Origin of the sequence: Mycobacterium angelicum, assembly GCF_002086155.1 — a bacterium.
GTDB lineage: Bacteria > Actinomycetota > Actinomycetes > Mycobacteriales > Mycobacteriaceae > Mycobacterium > Mycobacterium angelicum.
The window spans coordinates 227,220-249,158 of the sequence record NZ_MVHE01000003.1; the positions used below are offsets into that span (position 1 = coordinate 227,220).

Here is a 21,939-nt window from a genome sequence, read left to right on the forward strand (position 1 = left end):
GAAGCCCCGGTCCAGCTCGATGGCGAGACCAGCCAACTGGTCCTCGGTGCGACGGGCAACATCGGGCCGCATCTGATCCGCCAGCTCGCACAGATGGGCGCCAAGACCATCGTCGCCGCCTCCCGCAACCCCGGCGAGCGGCTGCGGGAGCTCACCGCAACCCTTGCCGCACAGGGCATTACCCTCGTTACCGTGGCCGTCGACGCCACCGACGAGGCCGGCATGGCTGCGCTGTTCGACCGGTTCGGCGCCGACTTGCCGCGGCTGGAGGGCGTCTACCTCGCGGCCTTCGGCGGCGGCCCGGTCCTGCTCAGCGAAATGACCGACGACGACGTGCGTGCCATGTTCGCGCCCAAGCTCGACGCGGCCGCTATCGTGCACCGCTTGACGCTGAAGAAGCCGGTGCAGCACTTCGTGTTGTTCTCCTCGATCTCCGGCCTCACCGGCTCGCGTTGGCTGGGCCACTACACCGCGACCAGCGGCTACCTCGACGCGCTGGCCTACTCGCGCCGCGCGTTGGGGCTGGCGGCCACGACGGTGAACTGGGGCTTGTGGAACTCCCTGGCCAACACCCAGGGCGACGGCAGCGTCAGCGTGGAATCCGGGCTGCGGCCGATGGACGACGAGGTGGCAATTGCCGCACTGCCCGTCGTGATGAGCCGTGCCGCCGGGGTGCATTCCGTTGTGGTGGACGCGGATTGGCCGCTGCTGGCCGAGGCGTACCGGACCCGCGGATCGCTGCGCATCGTCGACGACCTGCTGCAGGCGGAGGCCTCGCCGATCCCGGCCCGGGATTGGTCGCATCTGTCACCGGCTGCGCTGCGCGAGGAATTCGAGAACGGGCTGCGCGCCATCGTGGCGCGCGAGTTGCGGATTCCGGAGTCCGACCTGGAAACCGACCGGCCACTGGCCGAGCTGGGGCTCAACTCGTTGATGGCGATGGCGATTCGGCGCGAAGCCGAGATGTTCGTGGGCATGGAGCTGTCGGCGACCATGCTGTTCAACCACCCGACTGTCGCCGCCCTGGCGGGTCACCTCGCGAAACTGATTGCGCCGCAACAGGAAACCGAGATCGACCAAATCTCCAAGCTGTCCGCTTCCGCGGGCAGCACGCTGGACAGCCTGTTCGACCGCATCGAGTCTTCGTAATGCAAACCGTTTTCAGCCGCATTTCGGGCATGACGGCGCAGCAGCGCGCTGCCCTGACCGAAGAATTCAGCAAGGCCTCGCGCACCACGCTGGCCGAGCCGGTGGCGGTGGTCGGTATCGGCTGCCGCTTTCCCGGTGACGTGACGGGCCCGGAGAGCTTCTGGGAGTTGCTGGTCGAGGGACGCAACGCGATTTCCGGAATTCCCGCCGACCGGTGGGATGCCGACGAGTACTACAGCCCGGACCCCTTGACACCTGGGCACATGACGACGAAGTGGGGCGGTTTCGTCCCCGACATCGCCGGATTCGACGCCGAGTTCTTCGGCATCACCCCGCGTGAGGCCGCATCCATGGACCCGCAGCAGCGCATGCTGCTCGAGGTTGCCTGGGAAGCGCTCGAACATGCCGGCATCCCAACGGATTCCCTGGCCGGCACGCGCACCGGCGTCATGATGGGCGTCTACTTCAGCGAGTACCAGTCCATGCTGGCCAGCAGCCGCGACAACGTGGACGCCTACACGGGCACCGGGAACTCGCACAGCATCACCGCGGGACGCATCTCCTACATGCTGGGGCTGCGCGGTCCGGCGGCGGCTGTCGACACGGCGTGCTCGTCGTCGCTGACGGCCATCCACCTGGCCTGTCAGAGCCTGCGATTGCGGGAAACCGACTTGGCGCTGGCGGGCGGGGTCAGCGTGACGCTGCGCCCCGAAACCCAAATCGCCATCTCCGCCTGGGGATTGCTGTCACCGCAGGGCCGGTGTGCCACCTTCGACGCGACCGCCGACGGCTTCGTGCGCGGCGAGGGCGCCGGAGTGGTGGTGCTCAAGCGGCTCACCGACGCGTTGCGTGACGGCGATCAGGTGCTGGCCGTGGTGCGCGGCTCGGCGGTCAACCAGGACGGGCGCTCCAACGGCATCACCGCGCCCAACACCGCGGCCCAGTGCGACGTGATCGCCGACGCGCTGCGGTCGGCCGACATCGCGCCCGAAAGCGTGCACTACGTCGAATCCCACGGCACCGGAACACAATTGGGCGACCCGATCGAATTCGAGGCGCTGGCCGCCACCTACGGCCGCGGCGACGGCTCGTGCGCACTGGGGGCGGTCAAGACCAATATCGGTCATCTCGAGGCGGCCTCAGGGGTGGCCGGGTTCATCAAGGCGGTGCTGTCGGTGCAGCGCGGCCAGATTCCACCGAATCTGCACTTCTCGCAATGGAATCCGGCGATCGACGCGTCTTCGACGCGGCTGTTCGTGCCGGTGGAAAACATCGCCTGGCCATCGGATTCGGGCCCGCGGCGGGCGGCGGTGTCCTCCTTCGGGCTGGGCGGAACCAACGCGCACGCGATCATCGAGCAGGGCCCCGAGCTGACACCGGTGACTCCAGGCGGCCCGGACACCGAGGTATCGACCCTGGTGGTGACGGGCAAGTCGGCGCAGCGGGTGGCCGCCACGGCCGGCGTGCTGGCCGACTGGATGCAGGGCGCCGGGGCCGGCGTGGCCCTGGCCGACGTCGCCCACACGCTCAACCATCACCGCGCGCGGCACCCCAAGTTCGGCGCCGTCGTCGCCCGCGACCACGCCCAGGCAGTAAATGGACTGCGCGCCCTGGCCGCGGGTCAGCACGCCCCCGGCGTAGTACCTCCGCGGGACGGCTCGCCCGGACCGGGCACCGTGTTCGTCTACTCCGGCCGCGGCTCGCAGTGGGCCGGCATGGGCCGCCAATTACTCACCGACGAACCCGCCTTCGCCGCCGCGGTGGCCGAACTGGAACCGGTATTCGTCGAGCACGCTGGCTTTTCGCTGCAGGACGTCCTGGCCAACGGCAGCGAACTCGTCGGCATCGAGCAGATACAGCTCGGGTTGGTCGGCATGCAGTTGGCGCTGACCACACTGTGGCGCTCCTACGGGGTGCACCCCGACGCGGTCATCGGTCACTCGATGGGCGAGGTGGCCGCGGCCGTGGTGGCCGGCGCGCTGACGCCCGCCGAGGGATTGCGGGTGACCGCGGTCCGGTCGCGGCTGATGGCCCCGCAGTCGGGACAGGGCGGGATGGCGCTGCTCGGCCTCGACGTGCCCGCCACCGAAGCCCTGATCGCCGACTACCCGCAGGTGACGCTGGGCATCTACAACTCACCGCGGCAAACCGTGATCTCCGGACCCACCGCGCAGATCGACGAGCTGATCGCGCGGGTGCGTGCGCAGAACCGCTTCGCCAGCCGGGTCAATATCGAAGTGGCCCCGCACAATCCGGCGATGGATGCCCTGCAGCCGGCGATGCGCGCCGAGCTGGCCGGCCTGGCCCCGCGCACCCCGACCATTCCGATCATCTCCACCACCTACGAAGACCTCTCCCAGACACCGGTTTTCGATGCCGAGCACTGGGCCACCAACATGCGCAACCCGGTGCGTTTCCAACAGGCCGTCGCTGCGGCCGGCAGCGGCCCCGGCGCCCGTCACACGTTCATCGAAATCAGTGCGCACCCGCTGCTGACGCAGGCCATCAGCGACACGGTGGAAAACGCCCAGCCCGGCGCCAAGTACCTGGCCATCGGGACATTGCAACGCGACACCGACGACACCGTCACCTTCCGCACCAACCTCGCCACGGTGCGCAGCACCCCGCCGCAGACAGCGCATCCGGCCGAGCCGCACCCCAGGATCCCGGCGACGCCGTGGCGCCACACCCAGCACTGGCTGGACCTTACGGCGACACGGGTGTCCTCGTCGGCGTCCGCGAACCGCAACGGATTCCCGGTGCACCAGGGCACCGGCGGACCGCTCGATGAGTGGTCGCACCGGGTGAGCTGGCCGGTCACCCCGCTGGCCGATGCCGAGATCCCCGGCGGCACAACCCGGCTGGTGATCGGCGATGCGGTCCTGGCGGCCGAACTCGGCGCGCAGCTACTACCCGCCGAAGCCGACAGCGATGCGGCAACACTGGTCGACGCGCTCGGCGGTGTCGACCAGGTGCTCTACGCGCCGCCGGTCCCGGGCGATCCGCTCGATGTTGCGCGCACCTACGAGCTGTTCCACCAGCTGCGCCGGGTGGCCGCGGTGCTGGCCGCCCAACCCCTGCCGGCCAAGCTGTTCCTGGTGACGCGCAATGCGCAGCCGATCGCCGAGGGCGACCACGCCAACCCCGCGCACGGAGCGCTGTGGGGACTGGGGCGCACACTGGCTCTCGAACACCCCGAAATCTGGGGCGCGGTAATTGATTTCGACGCAGCGGTGCCCGCCAACGTGGTGGCCAAGCTGCTGCTGGCCGAAACGGCCGCCGTCGATGCCGACGACCAGGTGGTCTACCGGGCCGGCACCCGCCACGCGCCGCGGCTACGGCGCAGCGCTGTTCCCACCCAGGAGCCGGTGGAACTGGACGCCGACGCCAGCCAGCTGGTCATCGGCGCAACCGGCAATATCGGACCGCACCTGGTCGGCCAACTCGCCCGAATGGGCGCCAAGACCATCGTTGCGGTGTCGCGCAACCCCGGCGAACGGCTGCGCGAACTCACCGAAACCCTTGCCGCACAAGACGTAACGCTGGTCACGGTCGCCGCGGATGCCAGCGACGAGACGGCGATGAGCGCCGTGTTCGACCGGTTCGGCGCCGACCTGCCGCCGCTGGAAGGCATCTACCTGGCCGCGTTCGCCGGCCAACCGGTCCTGCTGGCCGAGATGACCGACGACGACGTGCGGGCGATGTTCGCACCCAAACTGGACGCCGCGGCGGTGCTGCACCGGCTGTCGCTGACCACCCCGGTGCGCCATTTCGTGTTGTTCTCGTCCATCTCCGGCCTGACCGGGTCACGGTGGCTGGCCCACTACACCGCGACCAGCGGCTACCTCGACGCGCTGGCATATGCGCGCCGGCTGATGGGGCTGCCGGCCACCACCGTCAACTGGGGACTGTGGAAGTCGCTGGCCGACGCCGAACACGATGCCAGCCAGGTCAGCGTCGGGTCGGGTCTGCTGCCGATGGACGACGAGGTGGCCATTGGCGCGTTGCCATACGTGATGAGCCCAGCCGCCGGAGCGCATTCGGTTGTGGTAGCCGCGGATTGGCCGCTGCTGGCGGCCGCATACCGCACCCGCGGGGCACTGCACATCGTCGACGACCTGCTGTCGGTGCCCGGTGAAACCGCACTGCCGGAAAGCGAATTCCGCATCGCATTGCGCAAGTGCTCACCCGAGCGCCGCCACGACATGCTGCTCGACCAAGTGGCGCTGCTGGCCGCCAAGGTGATGGGGCTACCACCCGCCGAGTCGCTGGATCCCTCGACGGGATTCTTTCAACTCGGGATGGACTCGCTGATGAGCGTGACACTGCAGCGGGCGCTGTCCGACACGCTGGGCGAATTCCTGCCCGCCTCTGTGGTTTTCGACTATCCGACCGTGTACAGCCTCACCGACTACCTGGCCACCGTCCTGCCGGAACTGGTCGAGCTGGATGACGAACCGGTCGCCGATGCGTATGAGGATCTCACCGAGGATGAGCTGCTGCAACAACTTTCGGAAAGGCTGAGCTAGGCGCGATGACGGCCGCGACACCAGATCGCCGGGCTATTATCGCCGAGGCGTTGCACAAGATTGACGATCTCACCGCACGGCTGGCGATCGCCGAGAAGACCGGCACCGAGCCGATCGCGGTCGTCGGCATGGGCTGCCGACTGCCCGGCGGGGTGAACAACCCCGACGAGTTCTGGGAGTTGTTGCGCGACGGGCGAAGCGGCATCGTCCGGGTTCCCGCCGAACGCTGGGACGCCGACGCCCTCTACACCGAGGACCACACCGTCCCGGGAACGATCTGCAACCGCGAGGGCGGCTTCCTCACCAGCTGGCAGCCCGACGAATTCGACGCCGAATACTTCTCCATCACCCCGCGTGAAGCCGCGGCGATGGACCCCCAACAGCGGCTGTTCCTCGAAGTCGCCCTGGAGGCGCTGGAAAACGCGGGCATCGCCCCACACACCATCCGCGGTACCCAGACCTCGGTGTTCGTCGGCGTCACCGCCTACGACTACATGCTCACCATGTCCGGCTCGGTGCGACCCGAGGACCTCGACGCCTACGTACTGACCGGCAACGCGGCGAACTTCGCCGCCGGGCGGATGGCGTATCTGCTCGGGGCACGCGGCCCCGCGGTGGTTCTCGACACGGCATGTTCGTCGTCGCTGGTGGCCATCCACCTGGCCTGTCAGAGCCTGCGCTGGCGCGAAAGCGACACCGCGCTGGTCGGTGGCACCAACTTGTTGCTGAGCCCGGGCACCAGCATCGCGTGCTCGCGCTGGGGAATGCTGTCGCCGGAAGGCCAGTGCAAGACCTTCGACGCGTCCGCCGACGGGTATGTGCGCAGCGAAGGCTGCGGCGTCGTAGTGCTCAAGCGGTTGTCCGACGCACAGCGCGACGGCAACCCGATCCTGGCGGTGGTGCGCGGTTCGGCGGTCAATCAGGACGGCGCCAGCAGCGGGGTCACCGTACCCAACGGTCCCGCGCAGCAGGCGCTGCTGCGCCAAGCGCTCACGTCGGCCAAATTGCAGCCGTCCGATATCGACTACATCGAAGCGCACGGCACCGGCACGCCGCTCGGCGACCCGATCGAACTCGATTCGCTGAGCAAGGTTTTCGACGATCGTGACGGCGGCCGGCCGCTGGTGCTGGGTTCGGTGAAGACCAACCTCGGGCACTTGGAGGCCGCCGCGGGCATTGCCGGCTTCATGAAAACCGTGCTGGCCCTGGGCCACCGGCACATCCCCCGCCACCTCAACTTCGAAACCCTGACGCCCCACGCCAGTGCGGGCGTCGGCCGGCTGACCATCGCGTCGGAAGGCATGGAGTGGCCGGACGCCGATCGGCCCCGCCGGGCGGGTGTGTCGTCGTTCGGTGTCAGCGGGACCAACGCGCACGTGGTCATCGAGCAGGCGCCGGATTCGCCAGCGCAGCAGCCGGTTTCGCCTACCCCGGTGTCGACGCTGGTGGTCTCCGGTAAGACGGCACAGCGGGTGGCCGCGACGGCGGCCGTGCTGGCCGACTGGATGGAGGACGCGGGCGCCGACGTCCCGCTGGCCGACGTCGCCCACACGCTCAACCATCACCGGCCCCGGCATCCCAAGTTCGCCACGGTGGTAGCCCGCGAGCGCACGCAGGCGGTGGCCGGATTGCGGGCGCTGGCATCCGGCCAGCCGGGTCCCGGCACGGTCGGCTGCAACGAAGGCCCCGCCGGTGCGGGCACGGTGTTCTTGTATTCCGGTCAGGGCTCGCAATGGGTGGGCATGGGCCGGCGCCTGTTGGCCGAGGAGCCCGCGTTCGCTGCGGCGGTGGCCGAACTGGAGCCAGATTTCGTTGCGCAGGCGGGCTTTTCGCTGCAGGAAACCCTGACCGATAGCCGCGAGGTGGTCGGCATCGAGCGCATTCAGCCCGTGCTGGTCGGCATCCAGCTCGCGCTGACCGCGCTGTGGCGCCATTACGGCGTCACCCCCGACACGGTGATCGGGCACTCGATGGGCGAAGTGTCGGCGGCCGTCGTGGCCGGCGCCCTGACCGCGGCCGAGGGACTCAAGGTGATCGCCACCCGCTCGCGGCTGATGGCCCAGCTGTCCGGTCAGGGCGCGATGGCGCTGCTGGAACTCGACGCCGACGCGGTTCAAGCTCTGATCACCGAGTATCCACAGCTCACCCTGGCCGTGCACGCCTCGCCGCGGCAGTCGGTGATTGCCGGTCCTCCGGAGCAGGTGGACGCGGTGATCGAAAAGGTCGCCGCCGGGGACCTGCTGGCCCGGCGCATCGAAGTGGACGTCGCCTCGCATCACCCGATCATCGACCCGGTGCTGCCGCAATTGCGTTCGGCGCTGGCCGATTTGGCGCCGAAGCCGCCGGCCATCCCGATGATCACCACCGTCTATGACGGCCCGGCACCGCTGCTTGACGCCGACTACTGGGCGGCCAACCTGCGCAATCCGGTGCGCTTCCACCAGGCGGTGAGCGCGGCGGCCGAAAACCACCACACGTTCATCGAAGTCAGCCCCCATCCCCTGCTCACCTACGCCATCACCGACACCCTCGGCGACACCGGCGCATCCGTGTGGGGCACGCTGCAGCGCGACACCGACGACACCGTCACCTTCCACACCAACCTCAACGCCACACACACCACCCGCCCGCCCGACACGCCGCATCCGCCGGAGCCACACCCGCGGCTGCCCAACACGCCGTGGCAGCACACCCGGCACTGGATCAGCACCGGTTCTGGCGCACCGCATTCGGCGCACGCCCACCCGCTGCTCGGCATCGGTGTGCACGACCCCACCAACGGCACCCGGGTGTGGGAGTGCGAGGTCAGCCCCGACCTGCTATGGCTCGGCGACCATTGCGTCGACGACACCTGCGTGCTGCCCGGAGCCGCGTACGCGGACATCGCCCTGGCGGCAGCGGCGGACGCCTTCGGAACCGAGACGCCGTGGATGATCGGCGAACTCACCCTCGACCAACTGATGCACGTCACTCCCGGCACGCTGATCGTCACCACCCTCACCGGTGACGACCGCCGGTGCCGGGTCGAAATCCGCACCCGCACTACACCTTCCAGCTGGATCAAGCACGCGACCGCGACGCTGCTGCCCGCGACGCCGTCACCGCGCGCTGCCGTGGATCCCGGCGCCGGGGAGGGCGCGGCCGGACTCGATCCCGACGACCTGTATCAGCGGCTGCGCGACGCCGGCCAACAACACGGCCCGGCATTCCGCGGCATCGTCGGACTCGAGGTCGCGCCGTCGGGCTCGGCTTACGCCCAGGTTCGACTGCCCGCGTCGGCGAAAGCCGGTTCGCGCAAGTTCGTGCTGCACCCGGTCATGATGGACATCGCGCTGCAGACGCTGGGCGCCACCCAGCTGGCGACCGATTTGGCGGCCGGCGCAGCCGGCCACCGCGCGACGGTGCTTCCGGTGCGTTTCGCGGGCGTGCGCGTGCACGCGGATGTGGTCGACGGGGCGCGCGCGGTCGGCTCGCTGGCCCCCACCGACACTCCGGACCGGCTGGTCGGTCAGGTAGTGCTGTTCGATGCCGACGGCCGGACGCTGCTCGAGATCGACGAAGTCGAGATGGCGGTGCTGCAATCAGGCAGCGGCGCAGGCGAATTGATGACCCGCTTGTTCACCCTGGAGTGGGAGCCGGCGCCATTGCAGAAGCCGGCCGGCGAGGTCGGCGCACTGCTGCTGGTGGCCGACGGCGCCGACGGCGATTCGCTGTTGACCTTGCTGCGCGAGCGGGTCGGCGGGTGCGAGCTGGTTTCCGGCGGCGACGCGGACGGGATCCGGGCCGCGATCAGCCGGCGCGACACCCAATGGGACGGCATCGTCGTGGTCCACCCGACCCGGGCGGCCGACGAATCCTCCTCGACCGAAGCCCAGCTGGAGCTGGCCCGTCAACGCACGCTGCGGGTCGTCGACATCGTCAAGGCGGTGTCGCGGGTAGGCGCGCGCAACAGCCCGCGCCTGTGGATCGTGACGCACGGGGCCCAGCAATTGGATTCCAGCGACTCGGTGACGTTGCCGCAGGCGCAGCTTCGCGGCATTGCGCGGGTGCTGACGTTCGAGCACCCCGAACTCAAGACGACGATCGTCGATCTGGACGCAGAGTCGGATCCCGACGATGCCGTCACCGGCCTGATCGACGAGTTGCTGGCCGGCGGCGATGACGACGAGGTGGCACTGCGCGCCGGGCAACGCTACGTCAGGCGGCTAGTGGCCGCGCCGACCGTTGCCGGCGAGCTGGCCAGCGAAGACCGCTACATCACCGTGGATGTCGACGCCGGCGGCGCCTTCGTGCTCGATCTCGAGAGCCGCAAAGTACGTGCGCTCAAACGGCTCTCCGGCACGGACGACCAGGTCGAGGTCCGCGTCATCACCGCGGCGCTCACCGGCAGCGACTGCGTCGGCGTGGTGACCGCCGGGCCCGAAACAGGGCACCGCGTCATCGCTTTCGGCACCGGGACCGTCGGTTCGCACGTGACGACCAGCGCTGATCTGGTCGTGCCCATCCCCGACGCACTGTCGGATTCCCAGGCCGCGGCGTTCGGCCTGCCCTACCTCACGGCGTGGCATTCGCTGTGCACGGTCGGGCGGCTGACGGCCGGCGAGCGCGTGCTCATCCAGGCGGCCGGCGACGGGGTGGATTTGGCGGCGGTGTCCATTGCCAAGATGATCGGCGCCCGCATCTACGCGACCGCGGCGTCGCAAGCCCAGCGGGGCCTGCTGACCGCGCTGGGCGCCGAATACGTCGGCGACTCGAGCGGCGTGGCCTTCACCCACGAGATCCTCGGCATCACCGGCGGCGCCGGAGTTGATGTGGTGCTCAATTCCCTTGCCGGAGAAGCAATTCGCGCGGGTATGCAAGCACTGGCCCCAGGCGGCCGGTTTGTCGAGCTCGGCAACCAGGACGCCGGCGCCTCGATCGGGCTGGCCGCGCTGGCCCGCAGCGCTTCCTTCTCCGTGGTCGACATGGAGCTGAATCTGCGGCTGCAGCCCCAGCGGTATTGCGAATACCTCGCGGAGATCCTGCGCCACGCCGAGCAGGGCCGGCTGGCCCCACTGCCGGTCACCGAGTTCGCATTCGAGGATGCCGCGGCCGCCGTGCGGTCGTTGGCATCCGGCGAGCAGGCCGGCCGGATCGTCATCGCAATACCGCAGACGGGCGCCGTTAGCGCGCTGGCCTCGCCGCCGGCTGCACCGCTGGTCGGATCCGACGGCGGCTACCTGGTTGCCGGCGGCATGGGCGGACTCGGTCTGGTGACCGCGCGCTGGCTGGCGCAACAGGGCGCGGGAATAGTTGTGGTGAACGGACGTTCGGCGCCCAGCGCCGACGTACTGGCCGAGATCGACGACATCAACAGCCAGGGCGGCCGCGTCGAAGTCGTCACCGGTGACCTCGCCGAACCCGACACCTCGCGCCGTCTGGTGGCCGCGGTCGAAGATGCCGGTTTCCGGCTGGCCGGGGTGGTGCACAGCGCCATGGTGCTGGCCGACGAAATCGTGCTCAACATCTCCGAGTCGGCATCGGCGCGGGTGTTCGCACCCAAGGTGGCCGGCGGCTGGTGGCTGCACGAGGCCACCAAACACGCCGACGTCGATTGGTGGGTGTCGTTCTCGTCGGTCGCCTCGCTGCTCGGCGCGCCGGGCCAGGGGTCCTACGCCGCCGCGAACTCGTGGATCGACGGTCTGGTCGCTTATCGGCGTTCGCTGGGATTGCCCGCGGCCGGGATCAATTGGGGCCCATGGGCCGAAGTGGGGCGCGCCCAGTTCTTCGCCGATCTGGGCGTCGCGATGATCACCCCGGCACAGGGACTGGCGGCGATGCAGCTGGTGTTGCCCGCCGACCGGGCGCGCACCGGCGTGTTCGCCCTCGACGCGCGCCAGTGGTTCCAATCCTTCCCGGCCGCCGCGGGATCGTCGCTGTTCGCCAAGCTGCAGGATTCGATCACCGTCGAACAACGCGGCGGCGGGCGGATCCGCGCCGAACTGGACGCGTGCGACCCAGGTGAGCGCCCGGCCCGCCTGGCCACCGCGATCGCCGACGAAATCCGGGCGGTGCTGCGCTCCTCCGAACCGATCGACCATGCTCGCCCGCTGGAGTCGCTCGGCCTGGACTCGTTGATGGCCCTGGAATTGCGCAACAGGCTGGAAGCGAGCCTGGGCACCACATTGCCGGTCGCGCTGGTGTGGGCGTATCCGACGATCACCGATCTGGCCGGTGCACTGTGTGAGCGGCTCGGCTACTCCGATGCCCTCGAGGCCGAGCAGCTGCCCGACGCCGAGCCGGCGCTGTCGGATGAGGAGATGGAATTGCTGTCCGACCTGGTCGCGGCAAGTGAGCTGGAAGCTGCAACGGAGGGCGCCGAGTCATGACCAGTCTGGCCGACCGCGCGGCACAGATGTCGCCGAAGGCGCGCGAGGTTCTCGCGCGCGAGCTGGTGCGGGTGGGCACGGCGTTTCCCACCGATGTCGCCGAGCCGATCGCGGTCATCGGTATGGGTTGCCGGATGCCCGGGAATGTGTCTGGGCCGCAGAGCTTCTGGGAGCTACTGCGCGAGGGCCGCGACACCGTGACCGAGGTGCCGGCCGACCGCTGGGATGCCGACGCGTTCTACGACCCCGATCCGCAGGCCCCTGGCCGGATGACGACGAAGTGGGGGGCGTTCGTCGACGACGTCGCCGGCTTCGACGCCGACTTCTTCGGCATCACCCCGCGCGAAGCCGCGGCGATGGACCCCCAGCACCGCCTGCTGCTGGAGGTGGCCTGGGAAGCGCTGGAACATGCCGGCCTGCCGCCGGATTCGCTGAGCGGCAGCCAAACCGCCGCGATCATGGGTTTGTCGACATTCGACTACACGATCGTCAACATCGAGCACCGCGCGGAGATCGACGCCTATCTGAGCACCGGGACGCCGCATTCGGCTGCGGTGGGCCGGATTTCGTACCTGCTGGGATTGCGTGGCCCGGCGGTGGCGGTGGACACCGCGTGTTCGTCGTCGCTGGTTTCGGTCCACCTGGCCTGCCAAAGCCTGCGCTTGCGCGAAAGCGACGTGGCATTGGCCGGCGGTGTGCAGCTCTCGCTGTCCCCGTTCACCTCGATCGCGGTGGCCAAATGGTCGGCGCTGTCGCCCACGGGCCGGTCCAAGGCGTTCGACGCCACGGCCGACGGGTTCGCCCGCGGCGAGGGCTGCGGCGTGGTGGTGCTCAAGCGGTTGTCCGATGCGACCCGCGACGGCGACCGGGTGCTCGCGGTGATCCGCGGTTCGGCGATCAACCAGGACGGCCGGTCCAACGGCATGACCGCCCCGAACGCGCTGGCGCAACGTGACGTGATCACCACCGCGCTGCGTCAGGCCGACGTCACCGCCGAAAGCGTCGGCTACGTCGAAACCCACGGCACCGGAACGATTTTGGGCGACCCGATCGAATTCGAGGCGCTCGCTGCCACCTACGGCCGCGGCGAAGGGCGCTGCGCGCTGGGCGCGGTCAAGACAAACATCGGTCACCTGGAAGCGGCCGCCGGAGTGGCCGGGTTGATCAAGGCGATCCTGGCCGTCGAGCACGGATACATTCCGCGCAATCTGCACTTCACCCGCTGGAATCCTGCGATCGACCCGTCGTCGACGCGGCTGTTCGTGCCGACCGAGGGCACCGTCTGGCCTGCCGGGCCGGGCCCGCGCCGGGCCGCCGTGTCGTCGTTCGGTCTCAGTGGCACCAACTCGCACGTGGTGATCGAGCAGGCACCCGCCCCGGCGCCAGAGCCGCAGCGCGAGCCGGCACCGGCAGTCACGACACTGGCGGTGTCGGGCAAGACGCCGCAGCGGATTGCCGCGACGGCCGCAGCGCTGGCCGACTGGATGGAGGGCCCGGGCGCGACGGTGCCGCTGGCCGATGTCGCGCACACGCTCACCCGGCACCGGGCTCACCATGCCAAATCCGCCACCGTGGTGGCCCGCGACCGCGCCCAGGCGCTCGCCGGCTTGCGTTCGGTGACCGCCGGTAAACCTGCCGCGAATGCGGCTGGGCCGCAGGACGGTTCGCCCGGACCGGGCACGGTATTCGTGTATTCCGGGCGCGGCTCACAGTGGGCCGGCATGGGCCGGCGGTTGCTCGCCGACGAACCCGCGTTCACCGCCGCCGTCGCCGAACTTGAGCCCGATTTCGTTGCCCAGGCCGGGTTTTCGCTGCGCGACGTGCTCGCCGGCGGCCAGGAACTGGTCGGCATCGAACAGATCCAACTGGGCCTGATCGGCATGCAACTGGCGCTGACCGCGCTGTGGCGTTCCTACGGGGTGGAGCCCAACCTGGTGATCGGCCACTCCATGGGCGAGGTGGCCGCCGCGGTGGTCGCCGGGGCGCTTACCCCCGCCGAAGGGTTGCGGGTGACCGCCACCCGGTCGCGGCTGATGGCCCCGCTGTCCGGGCAGGGCGGCATGGCGCTGCTGGAACTCGACGCCGCAGAGACCGAAGCGTTGATCGCCGACTACCCGCAAGTGACACTGGGCATCTTCAACTCGCCGCGCCAGAGCGTGATCTCCGGGCCCACCCAACAGATCGAAGACCTGATCGCCCAGGTGCGCGCCCAGGATCGCTTCGCCAGCCGGGTCAATATCGAAGTGGCCCCGCACAATCCGGCGATGGATGCGCTGCAACCCCAGATGCGTTCGGAACTGGCCGATTTGAGTCCGCGCACCCCGACCATCCCGATCATCTCTACGACATACGAAAACCCTGCCGCGGCACCGGTTTTCGACGCCGAGCACTGGGCCACCAACATGCGCAATCCGGTGCGCTTCCAGCAGGCCATCGTGACCGCCGGCAGCAACCACCACACTTTCATCGAGATCAGCGCCCACCCGCTGCTCACCCATGCCATCACCGAAACCCTGGAAGACGCACACCGCGAAGGGCGGTATCGCAGCATCGGCACCCTGCACCGTGACGCCGACGACACCATCGCCTTCCACACCCAGCTCGCAGCCGTCGCTCAGCCGTCCGAGGCGCCGGCTGCGCCCGGCGCGAAGCTGGCCGATATCCCGACCACGCCGTGGCAACACGCCCAGTTCTGGGTCGAGGACCGATCCGGGATGGCCGATCTGTCGAATGTCCTGGGCGCGAACGCCCACCCACTGCTGGGCGCCCACGTCGAGGTTCCGTCCAGCCAGGACCACGTCTGGCAGGCCGACGTGGGCACCGACGTGTGCCCCTGGCTGGCCGACCACCGGGTATTCGGCCAGTCGATCATGCCGGCCGCGGGCTATGCCGAGATCGCTGCGGCGGCGGCCAGCGAAGCGCTCGGCCTGCCGATCGATGCCCTGTCGATCAACCAGCTCGAGGTCGAGCAGATGCTGACCCTGGACGGCCACACTGCGCTGACGACCCAGCTGATTCGCAACGGGGACGCCAAGATCCGTATCGAGATCTACTCGCGCTCGGCCGGCGGCGACTGGATCCGCCACGCCGTCGCCAGGGCCGAACCGAGCACCGAGGCCGCGCCCGAGCCGCCCGCGCCGGCGGCCGGCCAGTCGAAAGTCGCTGTGTCGCCGGCCGATATGTACGCGCTGCTGCGCCAGGCCGGCCAGCATTACGGCCCCGCGTTTGCGGCGCTGACCCGAATCGAGCGCCTGTCGGATGGCACGGCCGAAACCGAGGTGACCCTGTCGGCCGACGCGCCCCGGCATCCGCGGTATCGGATTCACCCCGCGCTGCTGGACGCCGCGCTGCAGAGTCTGGCCGCGGCGATGTCCGGTGACGGGCCCGCGGGGCCGGCCGGGTCGGCCGAATCCAGTTATCTCCCAGTGTCCATCGGCAGTCTGCGCATCTACCGAGACCCGGGCCGCTACGCCCGGTGCCGGGCCAAGCTGAGCAGCCTCGATGACAGTGGGTCGGGAAAGCTGGGCCGCATCGTCTTGACCGACGAGGCGGGGAAGGTGACCGCCGAGGTCAACGACATCTACCTGCGCTCGGTCGAGCGGCGCAGCGTGCCACTGCCGTTGGCGCAGAAGATCTTCGAATCGCAGTGGGTGGATAAGCCCCTCCCGGACGCACCCGCCGCCGACGCCGGCGCGGGCAGCTGGCTGGTGCTCAGCGACGCCGGCGTCACGACCCTGGCCGAGGAGTTCACCGCCGGCTGGCGCAGCACGACGCGCCGCGTCACGACCGCCGGCCTCGAGGACGAGCAAGCGATGCTGGCCGCGTTCGGCGAGACCGCCGGCGATCCCGAGCATCCGCCCGCCGGAGTGGTCGTCTTCCTGCCCGAAGGCTCCACCGCGTCCGATACCGTGGTCACTCAGGCGCGCGACCTGGTCTGGTCGATCACCACGGTGGTGCGCGCGGTCGTCGGCGGTTGGCACGGCCAATCCCCGCGGCTGTGGCTGGTCGCTACCGGCGGTCTGGCCGTCGGCGACGAGGCGGGCCGGCCGGCGATCGGGGCGCTGCAGGGCCTGGTGCGGGTGCTGACCTATGAGCACCCGGAGCTGCGCGCCACCCTGGTCGATCTGGACGGCACATGCGATACCGGAAGTGCCACAAAGGTTTTGACCGACGAGCTCTGCGCACCCGACTCCGATCTGGTGAACAGCGTCATCGCCTGGCGCGGCGAGCACCGATACGTCGAGCGGCTGGGACGGGCCACCCTGGGTGATGCGACGGGCAATCCGGTGGTGCGCACCGGAGCGTCGTACGTCATCACCGGCGGCCTGGGCGGTCTGGGTTTGGTGGTGGCACGCTGGCTGGTGGACAACGGCGCCGGCCGCGTGGTGCTCAACGGCCGCAGCGAGCCCGCCGAAGAACAGCGCAAGATCATCGCCGAATTGGAAGACAGAGCCGAAATCGCCGTGGTTCGAGGCGATGTGGCTGCCCCGGGTGTCGCCGACGAGCTTGTTGCGGCCGCCGAGGACGGCGGCCGCCAGTTGCGCGGCATCCTGCACGCGGCGGCCGTGATCGACGACAGCCTGCTGTACTCCATGAAGCGGGACAGCCTGGAAAGGGTGTGGACGCCCAAAGCCGTTGGCGCACTTGCGCTGCACCAGGCCAGCATTAACCGTGAGCTGGACTGGTGGGTCGGCTTCTCGTCCACGGCTTCGCTGCTCGGGGCTCCCGGTCAGGGCGCCTACGCGTGTGCGAACGCCTGGCTGGACGCGCTGGTCGCGTGGCGGCGCGCCGAGGGGCTGCCGGCGACGACGATCAACTGGGGCCCCTGGTCGGACGTGGGCATGGCCCGTTCCCTGGCCGTCAGCGTGCTCGACCCGATCACTCCCGCCGAGGGCATCGAAGCCATGGAGGCGTTGCTGGCCGGCAACCGGCGCCAAACCGGCGTGGCGCGACTGCGCCCGGACCGGGCGCTCATCGCGTTCCCGGAGATCCGCAACCACGACTTCTTCGCCGCAGTGGTGGAGGAGCTGGACGCCGCTGGTGGCGGCGACGACTGGGCCGGGCCCGAAGCGCTTGCCGACCTCGACCCGGCAGAGGTACAACGCGTCGTCATCGACCAACTGCGCTCCCGGATCGCGGCGGTGATGGGCTACGGTGACAAATCGGCCGTCGATCCCAGCATGCCGCTGCTCGACCTGGGGATGGATTCCCTGATGGCCGTGCGGATCCGCAACACCGCCCGCGCGGACTTCGGTGCGGAACCGCCGGTGGCCTTGCTGTTGCAGGGTGCGACGCTGCACGACATCGCGGCCGACCTGATACGTCAACTCGGGCTTTCGGCGCCCGAGCAGGAAGCCGAAGACCTGAAAAACAGTGCCACTGTCCGCGACCGGGCGCAGCAGCGCGCGGCCGCGCGACAAGGAGCCGCAATGCGGCGACGGCCAAAGCCTGGAGTACAGGGAGGAACAAACCAGTGAGCATTCCCGACAACGCGATCGCGGTCGTCGGCATGGCCGGCAAGTTCCCTGGCGCCAACAATGTTTCGGCGTTCTGGGACAACCTCCGGCGCGGCAAGGAGTCGATCGTCACACTGTCCGAGCAGCAGCTCCGCGATGCCGGGATCAGTGACAAGGTGCTGTCCAACCCGGCCTATGTGCGGCGCGCGCCGCTGCTGGACGGGGTCGACGAGTTCGACGCCGACTTCTTCGGCTTCCCACCGGTGCTGGCCCGTTCACTGGACCCGCAACACCGGTTGTTCCTGCAATGCGCATGGCACGCACTCGAAGACGCCGGCTGTGACCCGGCGCAGTTCGACGGCTCCATCGGTGTGTACGGAACCAGCTCGCCAAGCGGCTACCTGCTGCACAACCTGCTCTCGCACCGGGACCCGAACGAGATGATGGCCGAAGGCCTCGATTTCGAGCAGGTCAGCATGTTCCTGCAGAACGACAAGGACTTTCTGGCGACGCGGATCTCGCATCAGTTCAACCTGCGCGGCCCGAGCATCGCGGTGCAGACCGCGTGCTCGTCGTCGCTGGTTGCCGTCCACCTGGCCTGCATGAGCCTGCTCAGCGGCGAATGCGACATGGCGCTGGCCGGCGGCGTATCGCTGGCCATCCCGCACCACGTCGGGTACTGGCACTCGCCGGGCCAGATGCTTTCCGCCGTCGGCCACTGCCGCCCCTTCGACGTACGAGCCGATGGCACGGTCTTCGGCAGCGGCGTCGGAATGGTCGCCCTCAAGCCGCTGCAGGCCGCCATCGACGCCGGGGACCGGATTCACGCCGTCATCCGCGGATCGGCGATCAACAACGACGGATCGGTCAAGATGGGGTTCGCCGCACCCAGTGCGTCCGCCCAGGCCGACTGCATCGCCGAGGCGCACGCGGTGTCCGGCATCGATGCGTCGACGGTGAGCTACGTCGAGACCCACGGCACCGGCACCCCGCTGGGTGACCCCATCGAAATCACCGGCCTGCGAACGGCTTTCGAGATCTCCGAAGAGCCCCGCTCAGGCCCCTGCGTCATCGGCTCGGTCAAATCCAACATCGGCCACCTGGAAGTCGCCGCGGGAGTCGCGGCGCTGATCAAGACGATCCTGTGCCTGAAGAACAAGGCGATTCCGGGCACGCTGCACTACACCAGCCCCAACCCGGAACTGCGTCTGGACGAGAGCCCGTTCACGGTCCAGAGCAAGTACGGCCCGTGGGAGTACGACGGTGTGCGCCGGGCGGGGGTCAGCTCGTTCGGTATCGGCGGCACCAATGCACACGTCGTGCTGGAGGAAGCACCCGAGGTTCCCGCCGCGGCGGAATCGGCCGGCCCCCAGGTGCTGCTGCTGTCGGCGAAAACCGCTGCCGCACTTGAGGAATCGCGCACCACTCTGGCCAGCACGCTGAGCAAGTCCGACGCCCTGGACCTCGCCGACGTCGCGCACACCCTCGCCGGGCGCCGCCGGCACAACGTGACCATGGCGGCCGTCGTGCACGACCGCGACCACGCGGTCACCTTGCTGCGGGCGACCGAAAGCGACAACGTCTTCCTCGGTGAATCCGCGCAGGAAGGCGATGCCGCCACAGCCCCCACAGCCGCCGCCAAGGACCGGGTCGTCTTCCTGTTCCCCGGCCAGGGCGCCCAGCACGTCGGAATGGCCAAGGGTCTCTACGACACCCAGCCCGTATTCGCGCAAACCTTCGACGCCTGCGCCGCGGGCTTCCGCGATGAGATGGGCATCGATCTGCATGCCGAGATATTCAGCGGTACCGCAACGGATCTCGAGCGCATCGACCGGTCGCAACCCGCCCTGTTCACCGTCGAGTACGCGCTGGCGAAACTGGTCGACACCTACGGTGTGGCCGCCGGGGCGTACATCGGATACAGCACCGGTGAGTACATCGCGGCCACCCTGGCCGGGGTATTCGACCTCGAGACCGCGATCAAGACGGTGGCGCTGCGGGCCCGGCTGATGAACGAGTCCGCGCCGGGCGCCATGGTCGCGGTCGCGCTGAGCCCCGACGACGTGGCCGAATACCTCGGCAACGGCGTCGAGCTGTCGGCGGTCAACGACCCCGGCAACTGCGTGGTCGCCGGGCCCACCGACGAGATCCGGGCCTTCACCCAGCGCCTTGCCGAGCGCGGGGTCCCGGTACGGCGGGTGCGCGCGACGCACGCCTTCCATTCCAGCGCAATGGAACCCATGCTGCCCGAGTTCGAGGCATTCCTGTCGCGCCAGGAGCTGCGGGCCCCGCAAACGCCGCTGCTGAGCAACCTCACCGGAACCTGGATGACCGCCGAGCAGGTAGCCGACCCAGCCAACTGGGCACGCCAAATCAGTTCCCCCATCCGGTTCGCCGACGAGCTCGACGTGGTGCTCAGCGAACCCGGCCGGATCCTGGTCGAGGTGGGTCCGGGCGGCAGCCTGACCGGTTCGGCGATGCGGCACGGCAAGTGGTCGGGCGGACATCGCGCGGTTCGGCTGATGCGCCACCCGATCCAGAACGTCGACGACCGCGACGCCTTCCTGCGCGGTCTCGGTGAACTGTGGTCGGCCGGAGTCGCCATCGACTGGTCGCCGCTGCAGGCGGGTCGGCCGCACATTGTTTCGCTGCCCGGCTATCCGTTTGCCCGGCAACGGCATTGGATCGACCCCAAGCAGGTGGTCCGGGTCCACTCCCCCGCTGCCACCAACGGCGTGGCACTGGCCGCCGACCCTGCCACCGCCCAGGTGACAGTCAACGGACAATCGCAGACGGAGGCCACGCTGCAGCGCATCTGGCAGCAGTCCATGGGGGTCGGCTCGATCGACCGCAACGCCAACTTCTTCGACATGGGTGGCGACTCGCTGATGGCGATCAGCATCGCGATGAGCGCAGCCAACGAAGGGCTGACCATCACGCCGCAGGACCTCTACGAGCACCCGACCCTGGCGTCGCTCACCGCGGCCGTCGACGCCTCGTTCGCGTCCAGCGGATTGGCAAAACCGCCGGAGCCGCAGGCCAATCCGGCGGTTCCACCGAATATCGCGTATTTCCTGGACCGCGGACTGCGCAACACTGGCCGCTGGCGGGCTCCGCTGATCCTGCGGCTGGAGCCGACGGTGAGCCCGGACGACATCCAGGCGGTCCTGACCGCGGTGACCAACCACCACGCTGCGCTGCGCCTGCAGCTCGTCGAGAATGCCGGGATCTGGGAACAGCACATCGGCGCACCCGAAGATTTCAGCGGGCTCTCGACCCGGGCACTGCCCGAGGACCTGGCCCCCGGCAGCCCGGAAGAGCGGGCGGCGGTCTGGAACATCGTGGCCGAAGTGATTGCGCAACAGGACGTTTCCAATGTTCCGCTTTCCGCGGTGCTCATCACCGGCGCTCCCGGCGGTCCGCAATATCTGGGTCTTGGCGTGCACGAGATGGTCGCCGACGACACCGGCCGCCAAATTCTGGGCACCGACATCGTCACCGCGTTCGGGCAACGGCTGGCCGACCAGGAGATCACCCTGGAAGCCACGGTCACCGGGTGGCGGGAGTGGTCGCTGCGCTGCGCCGCGCTGGCCACGCATCCGGCGGCGCTGGACACCCGCGGCTACTGGATCGACACCGCCCGCAAGGCCACGGTGTGGCCGGCCGCTGCGGAAATCTCCGAGCCGCCCGCGCCAGCCGACCTGATTCGGTTGTCGTCCACCCTGACCGGCGAACAGACCTCGGAGGTCGACGACGCCCGGCGCCGGTTCCGGCGGTCCATCCAGGAAATCCTGCTCGCGGCGCTGGGCCGCACCATTGCCCAGACCATCGGTGAGGGCGTGGTCGCCGTCGAACTCGAGGGTGAGGGACGTTCGGTGCTGCGGCCAGACGTCGACGTCCGCAGGACCGTCGGCTGGTTCACCACCTACTACCCCGTCGCGCTGGAATGCGCCAAGGGGCGCGACGAGACGGCGATCCAGGAGATCGACGCCGTGCACAGCACCCTGAAAGCCGTCCCGCACTACGGAATCGGCTACGGACTGCTGCGGTATCTCTACGCACCGACCGGACGCGTCTTCGGTGCGCAGCGCACGCCCGACATCCACTTCCGGTATGCCGGCGTGATCCCCGAGGTGCCGCCGATCGACGCGCCCGTGCAATTCGACTCCGACCTGTCGCTGCCACTGCGCGAGACGATCCCGGGGCTGGGACACGCCATCGAGATTCGGGCGTACCGGTCGGGCGGCGCGCTGCATCTGGACTGGTGGTACGACAGCCGCCGGATCCCGTCGGCAACGGCGGAAGCGTTGATGCAGAACTTCCCGGCTGCGCTCAGCATTCTGATCCAGGAGGCGATCGCGGCGGAGCACGCGGAGAGCGAATTGGTCGGGGCTCCCGAAGCCGGCGCTCTGGTGGACCTGTCGAGCCTTGACTGAG

4 protein-coding genes and 1 pseudogene are annotated in these 21,939 nt (G+C 69.3%); all 5 read left to right on the plus strand.

All coding sequences use genetic code 11. From position 1 onward, the window contains the following. Window positions 1–42: 42 nt before the first annotated feature. A pseudogene (locus tag BST12_RS34795) lies at window positions 43–1,149 on the plus strand (beta-ketoacyl reductase); the annotation flags it as partial. Then, a complete protein-coding gene (locus BST12_RS03815; RefSeq protein WP_083111672.1) occupies window positions 1,149–5,678 on the plus strand; it encodes a type I polyketide synthase in 4,530 nt (1,509 codons plus the stop codon). The pseudogene BST12_RS34795 and the gene BST12_RS03815, both read left to right, overlap by 1 nt. Window positions 5,679–5,683: 5 nt before the next feature. Continuing rightward, window positions 5,684–12,046, plus strand: a complete 6,363-nt coding sequence (locus BST12_RS03820) for a type I polyketide synthase (RefSeq protein ID WP_083111673.1) — start codon at window positions 5,684–5,686, stop codon at window positions 12,044–12,046. Continuing rightward, window positions 12,043–17,523: a type I polyketide synthase gene (locus BST12_RS03825; protein ID WP_083111674.1), complete on the plus strand. Its 5,481-nt coding sequence runs from the start codon at window positions 12,043–12,045 to the stop codon at window positions 17,521–17,523. Before BST12_RS03820 ends, BST12_RS03825 begins: the two co-directional genes overlap by 4 nt. Next, a complete protein-coding gene (locus tag BST12_RS03830) occupies window positions 17,520–21,938 on the plus strand; it encodes a type I polyketide synthase (protein WP_083111675.1) in 4,419 nt (1,472 codons plus the stop codon). Before BST12_RS03825 ends, BST12_RS03830 begins: the two co-directional genes overlap by 4 nt. Window position 21,939 lies beyond the last annotated feature (1 nt).